The 21,061-nt window shown below is 59.4% G+C and carries 14 protein-coding genes; 6 read left to right on the top strand and 8 right to left on the bottom strand.

Features of this window, described 5'->3' with window-relative positions:
• Window positions 1-97: 97 nt before the first annotated feature.
• Genes JBO08_RS16795 through JBO08_RS16785 form a run of 3 tightly spaced genes read left to right on the top strand, consistent with a single transcriptional unit; the run spans window position 98 to window position 3,847 of the window.
• Entirely contained in the window at window positions 98-274 is a 177-nt protein-coding gene (locus JBO08_RS16795; protein ID WP_175402976.1) for a hypothetical protein, read from the top strand.
• A gap of 52 nt (window positions 275-326) precedes the next feature.
• Window positions 327-2,492 (top strand): mechanosensitive ion channel family protein, encoded by a 2,166-nt coding sequence (locus JBO08_RS16790; protein ID WP_065873386.1) that lies wholly within the window; start codon window positions 327-329, stop codon window positions 2,490-2,492.
• Between the two features lie 17 nt (window positions 2,493-2,509).
• Window positions 2,510-3,847: an amidohydrolase gene (locus JBO08_RS16785; protein WP_220074763.1), complete on the top strand. Its 1,338-nt coding sequence runs from the start codon at window positions 2,510-2,512 to the stop codon at window positions 3,845-3,847.
• A gap of 144 nt (window positions 3,848-3,991) precedes the next feature.
• Here JBO08_RS16785 and JBO08_RS16780 read toward each other — a convergent pair whose 3' ends face one another.
• From JBO08_RS16780 to JBO08_RS16760, 5 genes are all read right to left on the bottom strand, one after another.
• Window positions 3,992-4,213, bottom strand: coding sequence for an MbtH family protein (locus tag JBO08_RS16780; protein WP_065873388.1), 222 nt, complete (start codon window positions 4,211-4,213; stop codon window positions 3,992-3,994).
• A gap of 82 nt (window positions 4,214-4,295) precedes the next feature.
• Entirely contained in the window at window positions 4,296-5,690 is a 1,395-nt protein-coding gene (locus tag JBO08_RS16775) for an aspartate aminotransferase family protein (protein ID WP_065873389.1), read from the bottom strand.
• A gap of 310 nt (window positions 5,691-6,000) precedes the next feature.
• Complete coding sequence (locus JBO08_RS16770) at window positions 6,001-6,768, bottom strand: N-acetylmuramoyl-L-alanine amidase (RefSeq protein ID WP_065873390.1); 768 nt, start codon at window positions 6,766-6,768, stop codon at window positions 6,001-6,003.
• 124 nt (window positions 6,769-6,892) lie between these two features.
• Window positions 6,893-8,215 (bottom strand): ATP-binding protein, encoded by a 1,323-nt coding sequence (locus JBO08_RS16765; protein ID WP_065873391.1) that lies wholly within the window; start codon window positions 8,213-8,215, stop codon window positions 6,893-6,895.
• Entirely contained in the window at window positions 8,212-8,892 is a 681-nt protein-coding gene (locus JBO08_RS16760; RefSeq protein ID WP_065873392.1) for a response regulator, read from the bottom strand. Before JBO08_RS16760 ends, JBO08_RS16765 begins: the two co-directional genes overlap by 4 nt.
• A gap of 162 nt (window positions 8,893-9,054) precedes the next feature.
• Between JBO08_RS16760 and dsbD the strand changes: the two genes are divergently transcribed.
• The 3 genes from dsbD to dsbG are packed head-to-tail and all read left to right on the top strand — an operon-like array spanning window position 9,055 to window position 12,365.
• Window positions 9,055-10,782 (top strand): protein-disulfide reductase DsbD, encoded by a 1,728-nt coding sequence (gene dsbD, locus JBO08_RS16755; protein WP_220074764.1) that lies wholly within the window; start codon window positions 9,055-9,057, stop codon window positions 10,780-10,782.
• Complete coding sequence (locus JBO08_RS16750) at window positions 10,783-11,628, top strand: TlpA disulfide reductase family protein (RefSeq protein ID WP_065873394.1); 846 nt, start codon at window positions 10,783-10,785, stop codon at window positions 11,626-11,628.
• Window positions 11,604-12,365: a thiol:disulfide interchange protein DsbG gene (dsbG, locus tag JBO08_RS16745; RefSeq protein ID WP_065873395.1), complete on the top strand. Its 762-nt coding sequence runs from the start codon at window positions 11,604-11,606 to the stop codon at window positions 12,363-12,365. The genes JBO08_RS16750 and dsbG overlap by 25 nt, the downstream gene beginning before the upstream one ends.
• Before the next feature lie 55 nt (window positions 12,366-12,420).
• On the opposite strand, the gene JBO08_RS16740 is transcribed toward dsbG, so the two are convergent.
• The 3 genes from JBO08_RS16740 to JBO08_RS16730 form a co-directional block, all read right to left on the bottom strand.
• Window positions 12,421-15,087 (bottom strand): hypothetical protein, encoded by a 2,667-nt coding sequence (locus JBO08_RS16740; RefSeq protein ID WP_220074765.1) that lies wholly within the window; start codon window positions 15,085-15,087, stop codon window positions 12,421-12,423.
• A 321-nt stretch (window positions 15,088-15,408) separates the two neighbouring features.
• On the bottom strand, window positions 15,409-18,126 hold the full coding sequence (locus JBO08_RS16735) for a hypothetical protein (RefSeq protein WP_220074766.1): 2,718 nt from the start codon (window positions 18,124-18,126) through the stop codon (window positions 15,409-15,411).
• A gap of 174 nt (window positions 18,127-18,300) precedes the next feature.
• Entirely contained in the window at window positions 18,301-21,003 is a 2,703-nt protein-coding gene (locus JBO08_RS16730) for a hypothetical protein (RefSeq protein ID WP_256530425.1), read from the bottom strand.
• Between the last annotated feature and the right edge of the window lie 58 nt (window positions 21,004-21,061).

Genomic DNA, 21,061 nt, shown 5'->3' with positions numbered 1-21,061 from the left:
ACATTTGGTTCTGTGCACACCTGATCTGCATCACCTGCACTTTCTGCGATCCGACCTAGACTTGTCAGTATTCCCACTCCGACAAGGCCGTCGCACCATGATCTCCATGTCCTCTTTCCACGCCATGCTTATCCCGATTCTGATCGGCATGATCCTGTTGGCTGTAGGCTTCAACTTTCGTGACAAGCCCCTCGGCGTCTTCGGCATGTGGGTCGGCATGCTGCTGATCCTGGGCACCGTGGTGTACAAGATCCTCGCCAAACTGGCCGAATGACGATTGCACTCGTACACTCGCTCAACCCGTCGTTTTCAAGGTTGACCGCCTCGTGCTTTCCCGTCTGTTTGCCCTGCCCTGCTATTGCCTGATTGCCCTGCTCACCTTGCTGCCGCTCACGCCTGCCCAAGCCGTGGGCCTGCCCGGCCTATTGGGTAACAACAGCAAAACCCAGCCCCAGGCCGACGTGCCACTGGGGCAGTCGTTGGACGAGGTGATCAAGACCCTGGAAAACGACCAGCAGCGCACTCAGTTGCTGAGCGACCTGAAAAAGCTGCGCGCCGCCACGCAAAAAGCCCAGCCCGCCGCCGAGCAAGGCGTACTAGGGCTCATCGGCAGTACGCTGTCGGGCTTTGAGCAGCAGTTCTCCGGCGAAGACAGCCCGGTGGGGCGTTGGTCCAACGAAGTCGACCTGGCCAAAGAAGAACTCAGTGCGCTGATGCTGCCGGCCAACGAATGGCTGCCGATCATTTTCGGGTTCGCCCTTATCCTGGCGGTGTGGAGCCTGCTCGCCGCCGCGCTGATCTGGCTCAGCCACCGCGTCCGCGAACGCTTCGGCCTGCCCGAAGAATTGCCGCAACACCCACGCACCTGGGACATGGTGCGCTTCGCGCTGCGCAAGCTCGGCCCATGGCTGATCGCGCTGGTGATCACGGTCTACCTGAGCTATGCCCTGCCCTCGTCCCTGGGCAAATCCCTGGCGATGGTCTTGGCCTACGCGCTGGTGGTCGGTACCTGCTTCTCTGCCATCTGCGTGATTGCCTTTTCGGTGCTCGACGGCCCGCATCGCCATCGCGCGCTGTACATCCTGCGTCACCAAGCGTTCCGCCCCCTGTGGTGGATCGGCAGCTTTGCCGCCTTCGGTGAGGCCTTGAGCGACCCGCGCCTCGTCCTGGCTCTGGGCCAGCACCTGTCACACACTGCCGCGACGATCGCCAATGTCATGGCAGCACTGTCGACCGGTGTGTTTATCCTGCGTTTCCGCCGGCCCATCGCCCACCTGATCCGCAACCAGCCGCTGTCCCGTCGCCTGACCCGCAGGGCACTCAGCGACACCATCGAAATCATCGGCTCCTTCTGGTACATCCCGGCCTTGCTGCTGGTGGGCATCTCGCTGTTCGCCACCTTCGTGTCTGCCGGCGATACCAGCACGGCATTGCGCCAGTCGCTGCTGTGCACCGTTTTGTTGGTGTTGTGCATGGTGATCAATGGCCTTGTTCGCCGCCATGCGCTCAAGCCGCAACGCGGGCACAAACGCCATGCGTTGTACTCCGAGCGGCTGAAGAGCTTCGTCTATACCCTGGCGCATCTGGTGGTCTGGCTGGTGTTTATCGAACTGGGCCTGCGGGTCTGGGGCCTGTCGCTGATTCGCTTTACCGAAGGCGACGGGCATGAAATCAGCGTCAAGCTGTTCGGCCTCGGCGGCACGCTGCTGTTTGCCTGGCTGATCTGGATCCTCAGCGACACCGCGATCCACCACGCGCTCACCCGCTCGCGCAAAGGCCTGGCCAATGCCCGCGCGCAGACGATGATGCCGTTGATCCGCAACGTGCTGTTTGTGACCATCTTTATCATCGCTGCCATTGTTGCCCTCGCGAACATGGGCATGAACGTCACGCCGTTGCTGGCCGGTGCCGGTGTGATCGGCCTGGCCATTGGCTTTGGTGCGCAATCGCTGGTGGCAGACTTGATCACCGGCCTGTTCATCATCATCGAAGACTCCCTGGCCATCGATGACTATGTCGATGTCGGCGGCCACCTCGGTACGGTGGAAGGCCTGACCATCCGCACCGTGCGCCTGCGCGATATCGACGGCATTGTGCACACCATCCCGTTCAGCGAGATCAAGAGCATCAAGAACTACTCGCGGGAGTTCGGCTACGCGATCTTCCGCGTGGCGATCCCCTACAACATGGAAATCGACGACGCCATCAAGCTGATGCGCGATGTCGGCCAGAAAATGCGCAACGACCCACTGCAGCGCCGCAACATCTGGTCGCCGCTGGAGATTCAGGGCGTGGAGAGCTTCGAGTCAGGCAGTGCGATTCTACGTGCGCGTTTCAAGACGGCGCCGATCAAGCAGTGGGAAGTGTCGCGGGCGTTCAACCTGTCGCTCAAGCGTCATCTGGATGAAGCCGGGCTGGACCTGGCGACGCCGCGCTTGAGTGTGCAGGTGGTCACCGCCGGCACTGTGCAGGAGAAAGCGCTACAACAATAAACTCAGGAGAGGTCCTTATGCGTTTAACCGGTCTGACACACCCATGGGTTTTCGGCATGCTGTGCGGGGTCGCCAGCAGTGCCGTGATTGCCGCCAGCAGCGGCCAGGACAGTGCCCGGGAGGAAATCGCCGCGCAGGCAAAAATCCTTGAACCGGCGTTGCTGGAAACCCGCCGCGACATTCACACCCACCCTGAGTTGGGCAATACCGAAACCCGCACGGCCGAGCTGGTCGCCAAGCAGCTGCGCGACCTCGGCCTCGAGGTGAAAACCGGCGTAGCGCGCACCGGCGTTGTTGCCGTGCTCAAAGGTGCCCTGCCCGGCCCGACCGTCGCCCTGCGCGCCGACATGGACGCGCTGCCCGTCAAGGAAGTCGCTGACCTGCCTTTCGCCTCAAAAGCCAAGGGCACCTACCTGGGCAAGGAAGTCGACGTGATGCACGCCTGTGGCCACGACGCCCACGTTGCCATTCTGCTGAGCACTGCAAAGATCCTGACCGGCATGCGTGAACGCCTGCCCGGTAACGTGGTGTTCTACTTCCAGCCGGCCGAGGAAGGCCCGAGTGATTTCATCCCCGACGGCAAAAACACCTGGGGCGCCAAAATGATGGTGCAGGAAGGCGTGATGAAGGCGCCCAAGCCGGACGCGGTGTTTGGCTTGCATGTATGGGCCGGTGTGCCCGCCGGCCGGATTGCGTATCGCCCGGGCCCGACCCTGGCAAGCTCCGATGACTTGCGCATCAAGATCCTCGGCAAGCAAACCCACGCCGGTCGCCCTTGGGATGGCATTGACCCGATTACCGTGGGCGCGCAGACCATTGTCGGCCTGCAAACCGTGGTCAGCCGCCGCACCGACATCTCGTCGTTTCCGTCGGTGGTGAGCATTGGCACCATCAATGGCGGTACGCGCTACAACATCATTCCTGAGTCGGTGGACATGGCCGGTACCATTCGCTCCTACGACTATGGCATCCGCCAGAAACTGCACGCAGACGTACGACAGACCGTGGAGAAAATCGCCGAAAGCGGCGGTGCCAAGGCTGAAGTTACCATCATCGAGAAGTACGACCCCACCATCAACAACCCGGCGCTGACCGAGAAGATGCTGCCAAGCCTGCGCTGGGCGGCCCAGGGTGATGTGGTGCAGGGCCCGCTGGTGGGCGGCGCGGAAGACTTCTCGTTTTATGCCAAGGAGGCGCCGGGGCTGTTTGTGTTCCTGGGGGTGACGCCGCGGGATCAGGACATGAGCAAAGCTGCGCCGAATCACAATCCAGGGTTCTTTGTGGATGAGTCGGCGTTGGTGGTAGGGGTGAGGACGTTGGCGTCGTTGGCGACGGATTACCTGTACGCCAACTGACCGCTATTGTAGTGAGCGGGCTTGCCCCGCGCTGGGGGGCGAAGCCGCCCCAATCCGGCCACCGCGTTCTGCCAGACAGAATTCAGGCGCCTGGTTTTAGGGCGGCTTCGCCCCCCCAGCGCGAGGCAGCCCGCTCACTACAGATCAGGCGAGCGTGGCACCGTCCATTTTCTGACGCAGGCTCAGCGGGCGCATGTCGGTCCAGACTTCTTCGATGTAGGCCAGGCACTCTTTCTTCATGCCGCTCTTACCCACGGTCCGCCAGCCTTCCGGCACGGCTTTGTAGTCGGGCCAGATGGAGTACTGTTCTTCATGGTTGACCACTACCTGAAACAGGATGTCGTCGCGGTCAAATACTGAGGTCATTGCTGTTCTCCATCGCTAAAAGGCCGGCTGCGCACTGCACGCAGCACTGATATCTGTAGAAACGTATCAAGTTGCAAAAAAATTAGAGGCTGGCGACCGCCGCTGCCAACGCGCGACCGAAGATATCCGCCACCCGATCAACTTCCGCGGCAGTGATCACCAGCGGCGGCAGGAAACGCACGACGCTGCCATGTCGACCGCCCAGTTCCAGGATCAGCCCGCGCTTGAGGCATTCGCGCTGCACCAGCGGCGCCAGTTGGCGATGGACGGGTGGGTGGCCTTGGATATCCAGTGCGCCATCCGGCTCAACCAGTTCCACGCCGAGCATCAGCCCGCGACCGCGAATATCCCCCAGGTGCGGAAAGTCGCGCTGCAGGATGCGCAGGTGTTCGCCCAGGCGCTCGCCCATGGCGGCCGCATGGCCGGCCACGTCGTGGTCCTTGAGATAGCGCATCACCGCCGAACCCGCCGCCATCGCCATCTGATTGCCACGGAACGTCCCGGCATGCGCGCCCGGCAGCCAGGTGTCGAGCCAGTCGCGATAGACCACCACCGCCAGCGGCAGGCTGCCGCCGATGGCCTTGGACATCACCACCACATCCGGGATGATGCCGGCGTGCTCGAAGGCGAACATCTTGCCGGTGCGAGCAAAACCGCTCTGGATTTCATCGACGATCAACGCCACACCCGCTTGCTCGGTGATGCGGCGCAGGCCGCGCAGCCAGTCCAGATCAGCCGGAATCACACCGCCCTCGCCTTGCACCACCTCGACAATCACCGCCGCCGGCAGCAACACACCAGCTTCTGGGTCATTCAGCAGGTTTTCCAGGTAATGCAGGTTGACCCGCACGCCTTGCGCGCCACCCAGGCCGAACGGGCAACGGTAGTCGTAGGGGTACGGCAAAAATTGCACGCCGTTGCCCAGCAAGGCGCCCAAAGGTTTCTTCGGCCCCAGGCTGCCCATCAGGCTCAAGGCGCCCTGGCTCATGCCGTGGTAACCGCCCTGGAAGGACAACACCGTGCTGCGACCGGTGGCGGTGCGCACCAGTTTCAACGCGGCTTCCACGGCATCGGTGCCGGTGGGGCCACAGAACTGGATCTTCGCTTCCCGCGCCAGCGCTGGTGGCAACAGGCCGAACAAGTCCTGCACGAACTGGTCTTTGACCGGCGTCGTCAGGTCCAGCGTGTGCAGCGGCAGTTCATCGGCCAGCACTTGCTGGATAGCTTCGATCACCACCGGGTGGTTGTGCCCCAGCGCCAGGGTGCCGGCGCCCGCCAGGCAATCGATGAAACTGCGGCCTTCCACGTCTTCCACGTAAATGCCCTTGGCGCGTTTGAGCGCCAGGGGAATGCGGCGTGGGTAGCTGCGGGCGTTGGACTCCTGCTGGCGCTGGCGGGCGAGCAGCGGGGTTTCGTCGAACTGGTAGAGCGTTTCATGCACCTGGGCGTCTTCGATACGGCTGGTAGCGACTGACATTTCTCGATCCCTCAATACGCTGATGGTGGTGACCAAACTGCCGATCCGCTGGCGTCTGGCCCCGAGGGAGCGTGCGAACGGATTTACTGTTCTGGAAACGCACCAGCGCCGACGGGATTTACTCCTCCGGTCGCGAAAAGCCTATAGACCGCAGCTCGGGCACCCGTATCTACACATTTCTCACTGCTACGCGGGTGGCTCGCTTTGGAGGTGTCGATACCTATGCTGTGATGCGGTCAACTCGGCGTATCAGGAAAATCCGGTCGATGCCATCGCAGGCAAGCCAGCTCCCACAGAAGAGCAGCCAGTATCAGAGCCCGCGGTATTTTTCATTCAGCGCATACAAAATCGCGCAGGTCTCGCCATCCAGAAACCCACAATAATCCCGCGCCCTGAAGTGCATCTGAAACGCTCGCGTGCGCTGTTGAAACCCCTGCCGGTTCTTTGCAGGTGCGTACCCGAACCGCTGAAACGCCCGCTCCACCTCGGCTTCCGGTGGCAACCCGACACAAAAGCGTCGCTGATACATCGCCCGCGTCGCCTCATCAAACCAGGCCCCCAGCCCCGCTTCATGCAAGCGCTGCCAAGGCAACCTGGGGCCAGGATCACTCTTGCGCGCGTATGCCACGTCCGAATGCCCGAGGATGTCCGTGGGCCCAACCTGTGGGTAACGCCCGAGAATGTCGCGCACTAGCGCAATCAACACCTCAATTTGTTCCTCACCGTACTCAGGGAACGTGAACACGCCGCCGACATCCCGCGCCAGGTTGACGATCTCGATGCCAATCGAGCGGCTATTGAGGTTATCGCGCCCTGCCCAATGGCTGACCCCGGCATGCCAGGCGCGCTTGTCTTCCTCCACCAAGCGGAAGACACGCAACTCTTCATAGCCAGCCGCGCGGTAGCTGGGATCTTTTGGGTCGGGCAGCAAGTAGTGCGCACTCACCCCGTCCTGGGTGAGGGTGCGCAGGGAGGAGCCAAAAGGCGCCGCGGTGTAATGCAGGATGACCTGCCCCACAGGCTCGCCGTTACGTTCGTTGAAGCCTGTAGCAGGAAAACTGGTATCGATGACCAACATAAGAACCGTCCTTTTCAATACAGGCAGAGTCGTTCAGCCCGTTCAAGCGCAAAAAAATTACCGCCATCCTGAAGGCTTGAACTTCAGGAAGGCGGTAACTATTTGGCACGTGAAAGAAAAGTGATCAGCGCCGCAGCGGCATGCCCAGGTCGACGCGCAGGCCATCCGGTTGACTGTCGAATTTCAAGGAACAGGAACACCGCTGCACAATGGCTTGCACGATCGCCAGCCCCAGGCCGCAGCCTTCGCTGCTGCCATTACGCCAGAAGCGTTGGGTCAGGTATTGCAGGTCATCGGCGGAAATCTGCGTGCCGTGGTCACGCACGCGGAACACCACGTTGTCGGTGTCGGTGAATACACTGAGTTCCACCCGCGTATCCGCAGGCGTGTGACGCAAGGCGTTGTCCAGCAGATTGCGCAGGGCTGCGACTGCCAGGCCCACAGGCATTTCCACCGGGGTGGCCGAAAGGTTGTCCGGCAGGATCAGGTCAATGCGCGAATTGTCGCCGGCATTCGCATCCTGGATCGCCAGGCGTGCCACTTCTTCGGCGCTGGACTGCAGCCCATCGTCGAATGACAGGCTGCCTTCCACGCGGGCCAGCAACAGCAACTGCTCCAGGGTGCGATGCAAACGGTCGGCGCCCGCCTCGGCATGGGCCAGGGACTGATCGCGGGCCGCGCCGTCGGTCATGCGCGCCACTTGCAGGTGGGTCTTGATCGCCGTCAAGGGGCTGCGCAGTTCGTGGGCGGCGTCGCCAGTGAGGCGGCGTTCGCGCTCGATGGTCTTGGCGATACGCTGCAACAGTTGATTCTGAGTATCGAGCAGCGGTTTGAGTTCGCTGGGCAATGGGTGGATCTGCAGCGGTTCGAGAGAGTCGGCGCTGCGCCGCATCAAGGCGTCACGCATGCGGTTGAGCGGCAGCAGGCTCTGGCCGATGCCCAGCCACAACAAGCACAGGCAGCCGAGCATCGCCACACCCACCGGCACCGACGCGGCCAGCAGGATCGACAGGTTCAGCGCCTCGCGTTCCACTTGGCGGTCGGCGGTGGTGATCAACAGGTCGCCACGGGACAGGGTAAAACTGCGCCAGTTGACGCCATCGATCACCTGGTCACGAAAACCACTCTGGCGCGATTCCAGCCCTTCATCCGGCGTGGCGTGGCTACGCGCCAGTACTTCACCGCGCAAGGAGCTGACCTGGCACGCCATGCCCCCCGGCACATTCAGTTGTGCCCCATGGAAATGCGCGCCGCCGCCCACACTGGCGAGGCCCGGCATCTGCTCGGTCAGCCCCGCCACCATGCGCGCCGACGCCACCAGGCGTTGGTCGAGGGAGAACATCATCTGGTTGCGCAGGTCACTGAGCATCCAGGCCGCCGCCAGGGCCCAGATCAGCACAAAAGCGGCGCCCAGCTTGAACGTCAATCGCAGGCGCAGGCTTTTCACGACGCGTCCTCGCCCCCGTCGGCCGAGCCCAGGCGATAGCCGAGGCCGCGCACGGTCTCGACAATGCCATTGCCCAATTTTCGCCGCAGGTGGTGGATATGCACGTTGAGCGCGTTGCTTTCCAGCTCATCGTTGAAGCCGTAGACGCTGTCCTTGAGTTGCTCGCTGGAAAGCACACGGCCTTTGTTATGCAGCAGGGCTTGCAACAGCGCCTGTTCGCGGCGTGACAGGTCCACTGGCTGGCCGCCCAGGAAAGTTTCGCGGCTGCTCGGATCGTAGGCCAGGCGACCGTGCTCAATCAGGTTGACGCTGCGCCCCGCCATCCGCCGCAGCAGAGTTTGCAGGCGCGCGGCAAGTTCGCGCAGGTCGAAGGGCTTGAGCAGGTAGTCGTCGGCGCCGGCTTGGAGGCCGTCGACGCGGTTGGTCACCGAGTCCCGTGCGGTCAGGATCAGTACCGGGATTTCCAGGCCCTGGCTGCGTAGTTGTTGCAGCAGCTTGAGGCCATCTTCGTCCGGCAGGCCGAGGTCGAGCACCATGATGTCGAATGTCGCCGCCTTGAGCATGGCGCGCGCCGCGCCGGCCGAGGCCACGCGCTCGACGGTAAAACCCTGGGCGGTAAGGCCGGCCACGATGCCGCTGGCGATCAGTTCGTCGTCTTCACAGACCAGTACGTGCATGGTGAACCCTTCATGAAAGATGGGGGTGATTAGAAGTGCAGCGGATTAAGCGCAGATTATGCCGCTAAATGGTCCACACTCCCTCTAGAATAGCCTCGGTTAATCATCGGTTAATCAACGCCACACATTGTGTGCCTACTTGCATCGAACTAAGGCTTGACCATGCGGCATCTGTTTACCTTTCTGCTGGTGTTGTTCGCAGGGTTTGCCCAGGCCGCGCCTGGTAACCCGTTTGAGACCAAACCCGATTTCCTTCCGGTGGGCAAAGCCTTCACCTTTACCTCCGAACGTCTTGAAAGTGGCGAGACCCAGCTGTATTGGCAGATTGCCGACGGTTATTACCTGTACAAGCAGCGCATGAAGTTCGATGGCTTGGCTGAAAAGCCCACGCTGCCGCAAGGCGAGGCCCATAGCGATGAATTCTTCGGTGACCAAGAGGTGTATCGCCAAGGCCTGGAAGTGAAGATCCCGGCCGGCGCAACCGGCCAGATCAAGCTCGGCTGGCAGGGCTGTGCCGATGCGGGCCTGTGTTATCCGCCGCAGTCGATCACCGTGGACCTTGGCGGCAACCCGGCCGTCGCAGCGACCGCCGAAGCTCAGGACCAAAGCCTGGCCAGTGGCCTGCAACAACGCAGCCTGGGTTGGAGCCTGTTGCTGTTCTTCGGCCTAGGCCTGTTGCTGGCGTTTGCCCCCTGTTCGCTGCCGATGCTGCCGATCCTCGCCGGTCTGGTCGTCGGCAGTGGCGCCAGCCCACGTCGCGGTTTTGCCTTGGCCAGCAGCTATGTGGTGTGCATGGCGCTGGTGTATGCCGCACTGGGCGTGTTGGCCGCGCTGCTCGGCAGCAATCTAGCCGCGCTGCTGCAAACCCCGTGGATCCTCGGCAGCTTCGCCGCCTTGTTCGTGATCCTTGCCCTGCCGATGTTCGGCTTCTTTGAACTGCAACTGCCCGCCTTCCTGCGCGACCGCCTGGACAACGTCAGCCGCCAGCAAAGCGGTGGCAGCCTGGTCGGCGCCGGGGTTCTCGGCGCACTGTCCGGCCTGCTGGTGGGCCCATGCATGACCGCGCCGCTGGCCGGCGCCTTGCTCTACATCGCCCAGAGCGGCAATGCGCTGCACGGTGGCCTGATCCTGTTCGCCATGGGCATCGGCATCGGCATCCCACTGTTGCTGCTGGTCACCGTGGGTAATCGCTTCCTGCCCAAGCCAGGCACCTGGATGAACGTGCTCAAGGGTGTCTTCGGCTTCCTGTTCCTCGGCACCGCCGTGCTGATGCTGCGCCCGGTGGTTGGCGAAAGCCTGTGGATCGGCCTGTGGGGCGTACTCGCGCTGGTGATGGCTTACTGCGGCTGGACGCTGGCCCGCGAATACGGCCTCGCGGCCAAGGTGTTTGGCGCCGGTTCCCTGGTGCTGGGCCTGTGGGGCGCCGTGCTGATGTTCGGCGCAGCCGGTGGCAGCGATGACCTGTGGCAACCGCTGAAAGTCTACAGCGGCTCGCGGACCGTCGCTGCACCGACCGCCCACGACGCGTTCATGACCATCAACGATCCCGCCGTGCTGCAAAGCCAACTCGACAGCGCCAAGGCTCAGGGCCAATGGGTGCTGGTGGACTACTACGCCGACTGGTGCGTGTCGTGCAAGATCATGGAAAAACAGGTCTTCGGCAAACCCGAGGTCATGGACGCCCTGAAGGACGTGCGACTGCTGCGCCTGGACGTTACCGCCGACAACGCCGCCAGCCGCGCGCTGCTCGGCCGCTACAAAGTCCCTGGCCCACCGAGCTTCGTGTGGATCGGCCCGGACGGTGAAGAGCGCCGCGCCCAACGCATCACCGGCGAAGTCGATGCCGTCACCTTCCTGCAACGCTGGACGCGCACCCGGGACGCCCTCTGAATGCTGACCCTGACCATCGGCACCTTCGCCATCGCCCTGAATCACTTGCTGCTGATTACCGCGCTGATTCTCGCCACTCTGGTGGGCTGGCGCGTGGCCAAGCGTGGCGGTGAAAACCCGGAATCGGTGCTGTTCAGCCTGTTCCTGCTGGCGATGCTGGTAGCTCGCGTCAGCTTTGTACTGATGTACTGGAGTGATTACCGCCACGACCCGTTGCAGATGGTCGACCTGCGCGACGGCGGTTTCCTCGCCTGGCCCGGCGTGATCGCTCTGGTCGTCGGCGCCCTGGCCTACGGCTGGCGTCGTCCGGCCCTGCGCAAGCCCCTGAGTGCCGGGGTGATCACCGGCCTGGTGTTCTGGGGCATGACCAGTTTATCCCTGAGCCTCTACGACAAAGGCTCGCAACTGCCGGACATCACCCTGCGCAATGCCAACGGCGACGTGGTGCAACTGGCCGACTACAAGGGCGGCCCGCTGGTGATCAACCTGTGGGCCACCTGGTGCCCGCCGTGCCGTCGCGAAATGCCGGTATTGGAACGCGCCCAACACCAACGCCCCGACGTAACCTTCCTGTTCGTCAACCAGGCAGAAAACATGCAAAGCGTCAGCACCTTCCTCGCGACTCAGGGCCTGACCCTCGACAACGTGCTGTTCGACGCCAGCGGCCGCCTCGGCCAGGCCGTGGGCTCGATGGCCTTGCCAACCACCTTGTTCTACAGAGCCGATGGACGCCTGATCAACAGCCACTTGGGCGAACTGTCGCAAGCCAGCCTGGCCCGCGCCATGGAACCCTTCGATACCGCTCCAATAAGGAAACCGACATGCCCCGCCTCCGCCACCTGCTGACCCTGCTGCCGCTGACGCTCGCCGCCACCTTGGCCCAGGCCGAAGACTGGCCGGCGCCGATCAAACAGATCGAGGCCAAGGGCGCGAAGATCCTCGGCAAATTCGACGCCCCCAGCGGCCTCACCGGCTACGCCGCGCAGTACCAGAACCGCGGCATGGCCCTGTACCTGACCGCCGACGGCAAAAACGTGATCGCCGGCAACCTGTACGACGCCCAGGGCAACGACCTCAGCACCGCGCCCCTGGAAAAACTGGTGTACGCACCGATGGCCAAGGAAGTCTGGGCCAAGATGCAAAAAAGCAGCTGGATCCAGGACGGCGACGTCAACGCGCCGCGCACCGTCTACCTGTTCAGCGACCCCAACTGCCCGTACTGCAACATGTTCTGGGAACAGGCACGCCCGTGGGTAAAAGCCGGAAAGGTGCAATTGCGCCACATCATGGTCGGCATCATCCGCGAAGACAGCCCAGGCAAATCCGCCGCGCTGCTCGCCGCCAAGGACCCGCAAAAAGCTCTGGAAGAACATGAAGCCGCCGGTAAAGGCAGCAAGTTGCAGGCACTGGACAAGATTCCGGCGGATATCGAGGCCAAGCTTGATGCCAATATGAAGTTGATGGAGGAGCTGGAATTGTCGGCGACGCCGGCGATTTTCTATCTGGATGACAAGGGCGGGCTACAGCAACAGCAAGGGGCGCCTTCGCCGGAGAAGTTGGGGAAGATTATGGGGCCCAAGTGAGAAAAATGCTCCTGCAACAGGCAGGAGCATTTTTCACGGTAAAACGACTTTTCGACTATCCGCTCACTCGAATATCAGTGATCGCATAGTCATTGCCGGAAGCGCCTGACGACTCATGGCTGCGTATCTCCAGTTGCATCGTTGGTGCATTCGCAACAAACGTGCCCCTCAGCAGTGTCCATGCCATGTTGTAAAAGGTCGTGACCGGCGTAACAGCACCTGCGCTGGCCCACAGAGACAACCTTGGCAATGGAGCGGCGCCGTTGTAGGTGCAGGCGAGAATGCTGAAATCATACGTCGCACCGACTACGAGCCCCGTGAAGACTTTATACAGGACGTTGCCCACGCCAGCAGTACTCGCGGTGCCATTTGCCACGCAGGTCTTGCCAAAAAACGAGGCATACCTCATCTCGCCAAGGGCTGCTGGTCCGGGAATCCATCCGTTCCAGTTATTGCCGGCAAACGATGTGAAATCATCCAGCGGCGAAAGCACCTGCAGCACCCGCTGAGGGCACACCACATTCGCAGTCGAACTGCCGTTTGTAGCTACGCTGTAAGTTAAGGTCAGGTTGCTTTCGTCCTTCAACTTGTCCAGCTCGGATCGTAGTACAGGACTCGCCACCCCAGCGGTCTCCTCTGCCACCTTAATCGCTCTGGCCGCGTACACATTGAACGAGTAAGGATTACCGTTTTTATCCGTCCCGGCTGCCTGCAGCCAGCACTTCTGCCCTGCCCGCAAGAACCACATAGCCTTCATGTGTGAATTGGCATTCCCAGCAAATGTTCTCAGGTCCAGAGAGGCATTCTGAGTCTCGGGCGGCGTAGCCTCCGGCACGTTCGGCGTTTCCAGGCGCACTGGCAGACTGATATTCAAGTGCAAAGGCGGTGAAGTCTGCACCTTGCAGGCGGTGGTGACAGTAAACGTGATCTCCACCACTTTACCCAAGCTCTCGATCACGGCCTCCGACGGCAGCAACCAGATCACCGCGCCCGTCGTGCTACCAGGTTGGGAGGTCACCAACCAGCAAGAACCGTTCGGTCTCTCCCAGCAGATAATGATGGAGTGCTTGGGATTGCTGCCGGTGTACTTCACTTCAACATGTACGCCGTTGCGCCCATTATATGCGGTCAATTGGTCAGCCACCGCCTCCCTCACTGACGGCTCGATCAGTGCCAAAGGCTCCTGCTCGATTTTGAAAGTCTGAACAGGAAATTCGTGGGCATCCTCCAGCTCACACTTGCCACAGAAACTCGCCGCAAAGTGCAGCTCAAATTCGCTGCAGTCTGCCAGCTTTTGCAGCTCGACCCTTGGTATCGAGGCAGCGACTCCATTAGTTTTTCTGGCATCCTTAACAGGGGCATCCACCAAAATATCAATGCGGATAGCACTGCCGTCTTCACGCTCACCCGTGATCCACATCCAGCGACATTCCGAGCACTCGGCATAATCCCATTCAGCCACAAAAGCTGTCGCTTCCTCCGTAAATGTGCCGAGGTCCAGGATATGACCCGTTGCATCTTCAATCCCTGGATGAGTGAATTGGGGCAACAATACGTTGACCACCTGCTCAGGTGATTGCTGTGCTTCACCGCTACTGGCGAATTGAACGGTATAAGTCAGCGTCATCGACATGCTGAAAAAACAAGCAATATCACAGGCAGAAAGCTCGATGGTTGCCGGATCCCCGTCATTTTTAATTGTCACGCAGCCGAGTGGCTTTTTTTCGTGACCGGGCCCGCCCACATAAAAACAGATCTGGTCGCCTGCATAGGTTTCCAAGTCGGGGACGTCTACATTTCCGCGATCTTTGGTGAGCGCAGAGTTAAGGCACCACTCATTGTTGTAAAACGTCGACTGTCGTAGATGAGGGGCCGGCATATTTCCCATGCGAGGATCGACAATCAGGGCACTGGTAGGGCGAGGACGACCTTCAAGTGCGTTTTCCGGGAGACGCGTCTCATGGATAGGATCGACACTAGCCGGAGGGCGTGGGTGGCGACCATCGCAAATCCATCCCCAATGAATCGTCAACGCCCCCCAGGGTCGACGACGTCCCATCCAACTGCGTTTCAAAGAAAGTCTGAACTCATGACCCGGCACTGCTTCATCAGCAGTCACAACGCGAGAAAAAGCCACTGTCTTGAATGCAAAGGGCGTGCCGTCCTGATCACCCGCTACGTTCACGAATAGTTGATCGCGTGCTTTAACGAGAGGATGGGCATACGCCACGATCGTTTCATCCCCGGTAAACGTATACATGTCCAAGGTATCCGTGTTGTGAACAGACTTGGAGTGGACAAACCGGGGCACATAACTTTCAAGGTCTATTTCATCGTAAAAACGTACTTCCACCTCTGCTACCCGAGACTCTGCGGCCTTCCCTCCCACCTTCCCTCTATACTTGAACAACAGCGTGTGACCCATACCGGATGTAAGGATGTTCAGGGGGATTGGGATTTTCCGGGCGCCACCAATACCACTTCTATCCACAATCTCTTCGAATACGGGTCCGCCGCCATCCTCAACCCAAATTGTGACGACAATATCCGAGTCATCCATGTCCGGATCCGTGGTCAGGTGCGGGTCATCTTTCGCATCGAGCGGATATATGCTTCCGCCTTCCCCTTTGTAAACCACTGGGGCTAAAACCTCGATAGCCTTGGGTTTGCGCGTATTAACCGGTTTTAAAGAAGCATTAGGCGCCGTTATTTTTTTAGCCATGGTCAGAACTCCGTGTTCCAAGGGTTGTAACCCAAAGCCAGTCTAAGGCCGAGGTCTCCTATTAGTGAGCACTTTTAACGCTTCTTCGCCTACTGTCAAAATTGACAGTTTTGACGAATTTCCCTTGCTCTCCGATCAATGACCATCCCACAACGCCATAACTTCATTATTGTGCTACCCCCAATGTGAATCGAGTAATCAGCAACGAGCGCCTTCGCGGAATAATTGGGGAAGATTTTGGAACCGAGGTAAGTTACTCAACGGCCTTACGAAAAGGGCCTTCACACAGTGAAGGCCCTATCTTTACATCGTCTCGGAAAATCAGAGTGTTCCCTCAAACACCCTGATCCATGTCACATCAAAATCATTGGCGGGATCTATTCCCATCCTGCGATTATCAATGCCAAGCCTGGCCGTACTTGAATCAGCAACAAACTTGCCCTCCAGTAAAAACCAGTTTGTGCCAGGTTCGATTACTGGGGTTATGTCTTTCCCATTCACTGTGAGTGCCATGCGAGGCGGCAAGGGTAGGCCAACAGAATCGCGGATCCATGCATGGAACGTATAGGAGTTCCCCGGCTCCAGGTTGGTGAAAATCCTGAACAGTTTCTCACTTTGCGTTGCCGGGTTGGATGTATTCGTATATCCCCAGTCTACCAACCAATAACCCATCCCCGTTTCCCAAGGATAAGGACCGTACTTGAGCACCAGATCCCTGGGATCGGTGGCGCCCGCACCTCTCTGCCAACCATTCCACCCTTTCCTGTTTGGATCGAAGGGCGTTTGGTCAAGCAAGCGCTTGCGAAAGATCAACTTCAACGGTGGAAAAGGGATAGCCTCATCGATATTAGCGCTGCCATCCGCGGTCAGCCTGAATGTGAAGGTCAATTTAGCGCCGGTTTCGTATTTATCCAATTCGAGCCGTTTGAGTACACGCGACAAACTGTTGGTGACATCCGTTGCAGTAATCACCTCGGCGTCCATCACCTTAAAGGTATGGACCGATCCATCCCACAGCGGGCCCGAGCACTCCAGCCAGCCCCGTTGCCCGACCAGCATGAACCACCAGTCCGGCACGCCTATGCGAGCGTCCCCGGCAAACGTACGTAAATCCAGAATGCCGCCTTGGGTGGCGGGTGGCGTTGCCTGCTGCACTTCCGGCGTCGTCAGACGTACAGGCACGCTGACCTCCAGATCCAAATCCCCCGATGTCTGAAGCTTGCACGCACTGGTAACGGTGTAGTTGAGCGTCAGCGTCTTGCCAGCGGCATGAATCACTTCTTCGCGGGCAACGCTGAAGTCCACATAACCCGGATTGGAGTTGCCCGGTTTGGGGGGTAACGGCACATCAGTGCCATCTGATCGTTTCCAGTTCAACTGGATCTGATGCCTGCTGCTCATGTGTGGGTAGGCCACCCGGACGGTGACCCCGTCCCGCCCGTTGTAAATCGTCAGTTGATTGCCCACAGCTTCGCGCACTTCAGGCGGATTCAACGCAAAATCTACCTGATCGATACTGAAGGTCTGAACCGGAAATTCGAGGGCCGTCGCCAGATCGCAGTTGCCATCGAAGCTCACCGCCGCATGCAGCTCAAAGTCACTGCAATCTTCCAGTTTTTGCAGTTCAGCCCTGGGAATGGGGGCGTCGACGCCATTAGTCATCCAGCCTGCAGTCAGCGGCTCATCCATCAGGATGAAGAATTGGTAAGGGCTACCGCCCTCCAGGGTTCCGCTAATCCAAACCCAGACACATTGCCCGACAGCAGCGTAGTCCCAGATAGGCACCAGCACCGTTGCATCGTCGTCGAATGTCTTGAGGTCGAGGGTGTCACCCGTTGCTTGTTCGATACAGAGCTTGGTCAACTGAGGACCAAGCACCTGGATTACACACCCGGGAGAGTTCTGAGGCAGGTAATTGTTAAATTGAACGCTATAGATCAGTGTCAACGTTTGGCAGAACAGGGCTGCGAAGATCTCAGGGGCGACTTCGAATGAAAGACTTACATCGCCCAGCTTCACGTCCTGGCAACCGAGCGATAAGGGCCCATAATTCGGCCCCGAGGCTTGCATACAAACATGATCACCTTCGGTCATGCCTGGGTAGGTCACTAATGCATGGCCGCCCTGGGTGGTGTTGGCCGGGTTGACCTGCCAGTTACCCGGGGATATCTGCACCGCTTCCTGTAGACGAGGCGGATTCAAATCCAGCGCAGGATCGACGCGCAGCAGCACCGTAGAACGCTGGTGGAAATCCTGAGCGTTTCTAGGCAGCGGGTTCACATTCGACACCGGAGCCTCAGGGTGACAACCGTCCCAGATAACCCCCAGATGGCAGGTACAGGACGTGTAATCATCCAAGTGTGCTAACCATGGGCGCGACAAGAAGAACTCAAACACGTAGTCCTCATGCGCTTCCTCGTCAGTTACTACGTGATCAAAGGCTGCCCAGCAAAATTCAGGTGGTACATTTTGCTCATTACCGGCGACAACAACAAACAATCGCGAGCCCGCCCGAATCATCGGCCAGGCCTTGACCCGGATCGTTTCATTCCCCGTGAAATTGAACATGTTCAACCACAACGTGCCCCACTCCAATTCGGCATGCGCGAACCCAGGCATTGACGCACGCAGATCCTCTTCGCGGACGTCCTGAATCTCAAGCTCCAGTACCAGTGACTCTTTGTGTGCACCACCGACAACGGCCTCGTACCAGATCAGCACGGTATGCCCGATACAGGTACTGATCCATTGCCAGGGAATATCGGCTACATCACCGCTTGCGACACTGATCGGCGGGAACGTCGCGCAGCTCTGGCCTTTAATAGCGAAATGCACAATGACCTGCGCGCTCCCTGCGGGAAGCGCCAGTGTCGCGGTCGTACCTTGGGCTGCATCCAGAGGGTAAAGCAGACTATTGTTCGTAGCGTACTGGATGATTGCAAAGGGTAATTCAGCCGTGGCCACCTTGGTTGATGGGGCGGGCGCAACGCTCATAGCCTGAGCTGGGGAGGTTTTTTTAGAGATCGGTTTTTTAGCCACGATAAGACTCCTGTCCAACGTTAGATAACCGTCGAGGCTGGCCAGGCCAGCCAGAAACTTCGGTTATCTAACGCTCGGATGAGAAATCTTGGCTACTGTCAGATCTGACAGTTCTGCCGCCAACTCACGACTTCCCCGACCAACGGCAAACTCAAAATCTTCGACGTCATAACTTCAGTCTCGATAGCAGGCATGGAAGTTATCGATAAACGAATAGTCGCGCACAAGAATGGTCAACCAACTGATAGCCGTCCCCGGTTCTGTCACATGCTCGACCCAGAAACCTCCTCGCCAATCGTCAGGATAATCGACACTGGTTATGACCTTACCGCCTTCATCATAATAGACGACCGTCGCGGGTTGTTGTTTCCAGGCCCAGGCAAACTTGACGGACTCCAATGGCCGGACGAAGTCAATTCGGTGCAGTTGTGGCGGAACTTGATTGTCGACGTTTTCACACATGACAAAGTGCTTGCCCGAATAGAACTCATCATTAGCGTACGTGACTATACCCGCCACACCAGAGCCCGACGCAAAGGTGATCTTCATCAAAGAAGTCTGCACACTCCCACCCACGCCAAAAGTACCCAGCGGCAGTGATTCGAAACGCTCGATGCCACAAATCAAAGGTCGCTTGATAGTCAGCTTCAGCGCTGGGAAAATGGTCGCACCGCTCTCATGCTCGCTGCCATCGGATGCGACAAGACAGGTGACGGTCAGAGAGGAATCGTGTTTCAACCCATCCAGCTCTGCTCGGATCAAAGGTGCTGCCAGCCCGTTCAGGACCTCGTCGTGCGTGAGCCGTCTGCCTTGCACCGCGTAGAACGTGCGGGGGCTCCCGTCCTTATTTGTGCCGGTGCATTTCAACCAGGCGTGGTGTCCCGCCAGAGCGAACCACCAGGCCGAAACGGTGATTGATGCATCGCCAGGAAAGGAGGCCAAATCCAGAATGCCACCCTGCGTCGCAGGCGGCGTAGCTTGAGGCACTACCGGCGTCGGCAGGCACACAGGCACACTGATCTCCAACTCAAGATCCGGCGACGTCGCGTGCTTGCAACGGCTAACGACACTGAAGCGGATCGGCACTGTTTTGCCAATCCCATGAATGACCGCTGCGCGAGGGATATGGAAGTCCACATAGCCCGCAACGGAGTCTCCCGGCTGGGGAGCTAACGCCAGGCAACCACCCGCTTGCTCCCAGCACAACGCGATGGTGTGGCGATCGCACATGCCGTCATAGGCCACTCTCACCGTCACGCCATCACGGCCATTCCAGACGGTCAATAAATTACCGACTGCCTCTCGCACCGAAGGCGCCACCAGCTCGAGGTCTTTCTGAACCATTTCCAATGACAACGGTAGGAATGCAATTGCGTCCTCCATCTGGGTCGAGCCGCTGAAGCTCACTGAAAAATGAATCTGGAATACCTGGCAGTCGGCCAGTTTTTCCAACTCATCCCGAATCAGTGCCGCACTCACGCCAGCGGTCACCCACTCGGGTTTTACGGTCTCAGCAGTGAGTATGTCCCAGTGAAATGGGCTGCCGTCTCCTAGTTCTCCCGTTATCCACAAACAAACGGTTTGCCCTAAGGCAATGTAATCCCAAATCGAAACCCTGACCGTAGCGTCACCGGGAAAAGTGTTGAGGCAAATCTTACCGCCGGTTTTTTCATCAACGTCTATACCGCTCAATCCGGTGGGTTCAAGCACCCGAGCCAGTAACTCCGACGAAGGCCACACACTGCCACGAAGGACGGTGTAAGACACCTTAATGGGTTTACCGAAGTTCGCACTGATGGCCGAAGCAGGCACGCCGAACAACAGGCTGGTCTCCCCCTGCTGCACGACCTGACACGCCAATACCGGAGTGCCTGGTCCCGGCGTACCTGCCAACTCTACACATACCTTATCACCGGGTTTAATGCCGTCGTACGCCACCACGACATGGGCCCCATTGACGGTATTCGCCGGGTTGATCAAATACCCTTTCCCCTCGACATACACGGCTTCCCGGATAGTCGGCGCATACAGCGTCAACTCCGGCTCACGCACTCGCAGGTTAGCCGTGGCTCGTCGAGACAACTGCGCGTTCCCCGGGAGCCGGGAAATTCGCGGGTCCTCAGGTGCGGTGGCCTCAGCATCTGAGTAGATGATGCCCGCCCCCGTGGTGACCGACGAATAATCGTCATTTTCAGCCAGCCACGCGCGCAGGATGCCCAACAGGAAACAGAAACCACTCTGCGCCTCCTCTTCCGTCACGACATGATTTTCAAGAATCCAGAAGAAACGCGGCTGTGCATGGTGTTCATTGCCAACCGCTTCAAACCATATGCGCTGCCCGGCAGCGATAAAGGGCAAATCGCACAATTCGACGCCGGCATCGCCTGGAAAAGTGGCCATGTCCAGCCACCAGGAGCCGTCAACGAAGGACAGGTCGGTGAACCTGGGAACAGGCATGTCATCAGGCTTGATCACTTCAATGAAGAGTTCCAGCCGGAAGGACTCACCCGCCGCCGTCTTGTACCAAATGATCACGGTCCGGCCGATGCAATAGCCAATGACCCATGCGGGAACATTTACCTCGACATTGGGCGCTCCGGTGCCTTGGGTCATGGCGGTGAAAACGGGATTGGCTTCTTGGCCCTTGATCGCCACGCTCAGCGTAATTTGAGTGCCTGCGGGAATCGCTGACGGGCACGTTACCGTCGTCCCCGCCGTTGCATCTATCGGATACAACGTGTTGTTAGTCGTGGCGTTCTTTACAGTCGGCAACAGGTATTGGTTGGCTGGTTTTTTGGGAACGCCGGCCGAGCTGCCCCGGCCCGAAGCCGTTGTATTCGCTGAGCCTGTTGTGTTTGGTTTAGTCGGTTTAGCCACGATCGGCACTCCCATCCAAGGAAAGATAACCACCCGGCCCGCCTCTGCAGGCCAGGAA

The organism is Pseudomonas sp. LAP_36 (assembly GCF_019456785.1).
GTDB lineage: Bacteria > Pseudomonadota > Gammaproteobacteria > Pseudomonadales > Pseudomonadaceae > Aquipseudomonas > Aquipseudomonas tritici.
Note: the sequence above shows the minus strand (reverse complement) of the source record. Positions and strands in the feature narration are given on the sequence as shown.

Coding starts and splice junctions, on each gene's coding strand:
- JBO08_RS16795 (WP_175402976.1), top strand. CDS start 98: ATGATCTCCATGTCCTCTTTCCACGCCATGCTTATCCCGATTCTGATC.
- JBO08_RS16785 (WP_220074763.1), top strand. CDS start 2,510: ATGCGTTTAACCGGTCTGACACACCCATGGGTTTTCGGCATGCTGTGC.
- JBO08_RS16780 (WP_065873388.1), bottom strand. CDS start 4,213: ATGACCTCAGTATTTGACCGCGACGACATCCTGTTTCAGGTAGTGGTC.
- JBO08_RS16775 (WP_065873389.1), bottom strand. CDS start 5,690: ATGTCAGTCGCTACCAGCCGTATCGAAGACGCCCAGGTGCATGAAACG.
- JBO08_RS16770 (WP_065873390.1), bottom strand. CDS start 6,768: ATGTTGGTCATCGATACCAGTTTTCCTGCTACAGGCTTCAACGAACGT.
- JBO08_RS16760 (WP_065873392.1), bottom strand. CDS start 8,892: ATGCACGTACTGGTCTGTGAAGACGACGAACTGATCGCCAGCGGCATC.
- dsbD (WP_220074764.1), top strand. CDS start 9,055: ATGCGGCATCTGTTTACCTTTCTGCTGGTGTTGTTCGCAGGGTTTGCC.
- JBO08_RS16750 (WP_065873394.1), top strand. CDS start 10,783: ATGCTGACCCTGACCATCGGCACCTTCGCCATCGCCCTGAATCACTTG.
- dsbG (WP_065873395.1), top strand. CDS start 11,604: ATGCCCCGCCTCCGCCACCTGCTGACCCTGCTGCCGCTGACGCTCGCC.
- JBO08_RS16740 (WP_220074765.1), bottom strand. CDS start 15,087: ATGGCTAAAAAAATAACGGCGCCTAATGCTTCTTTAAAACCGGTTAAT.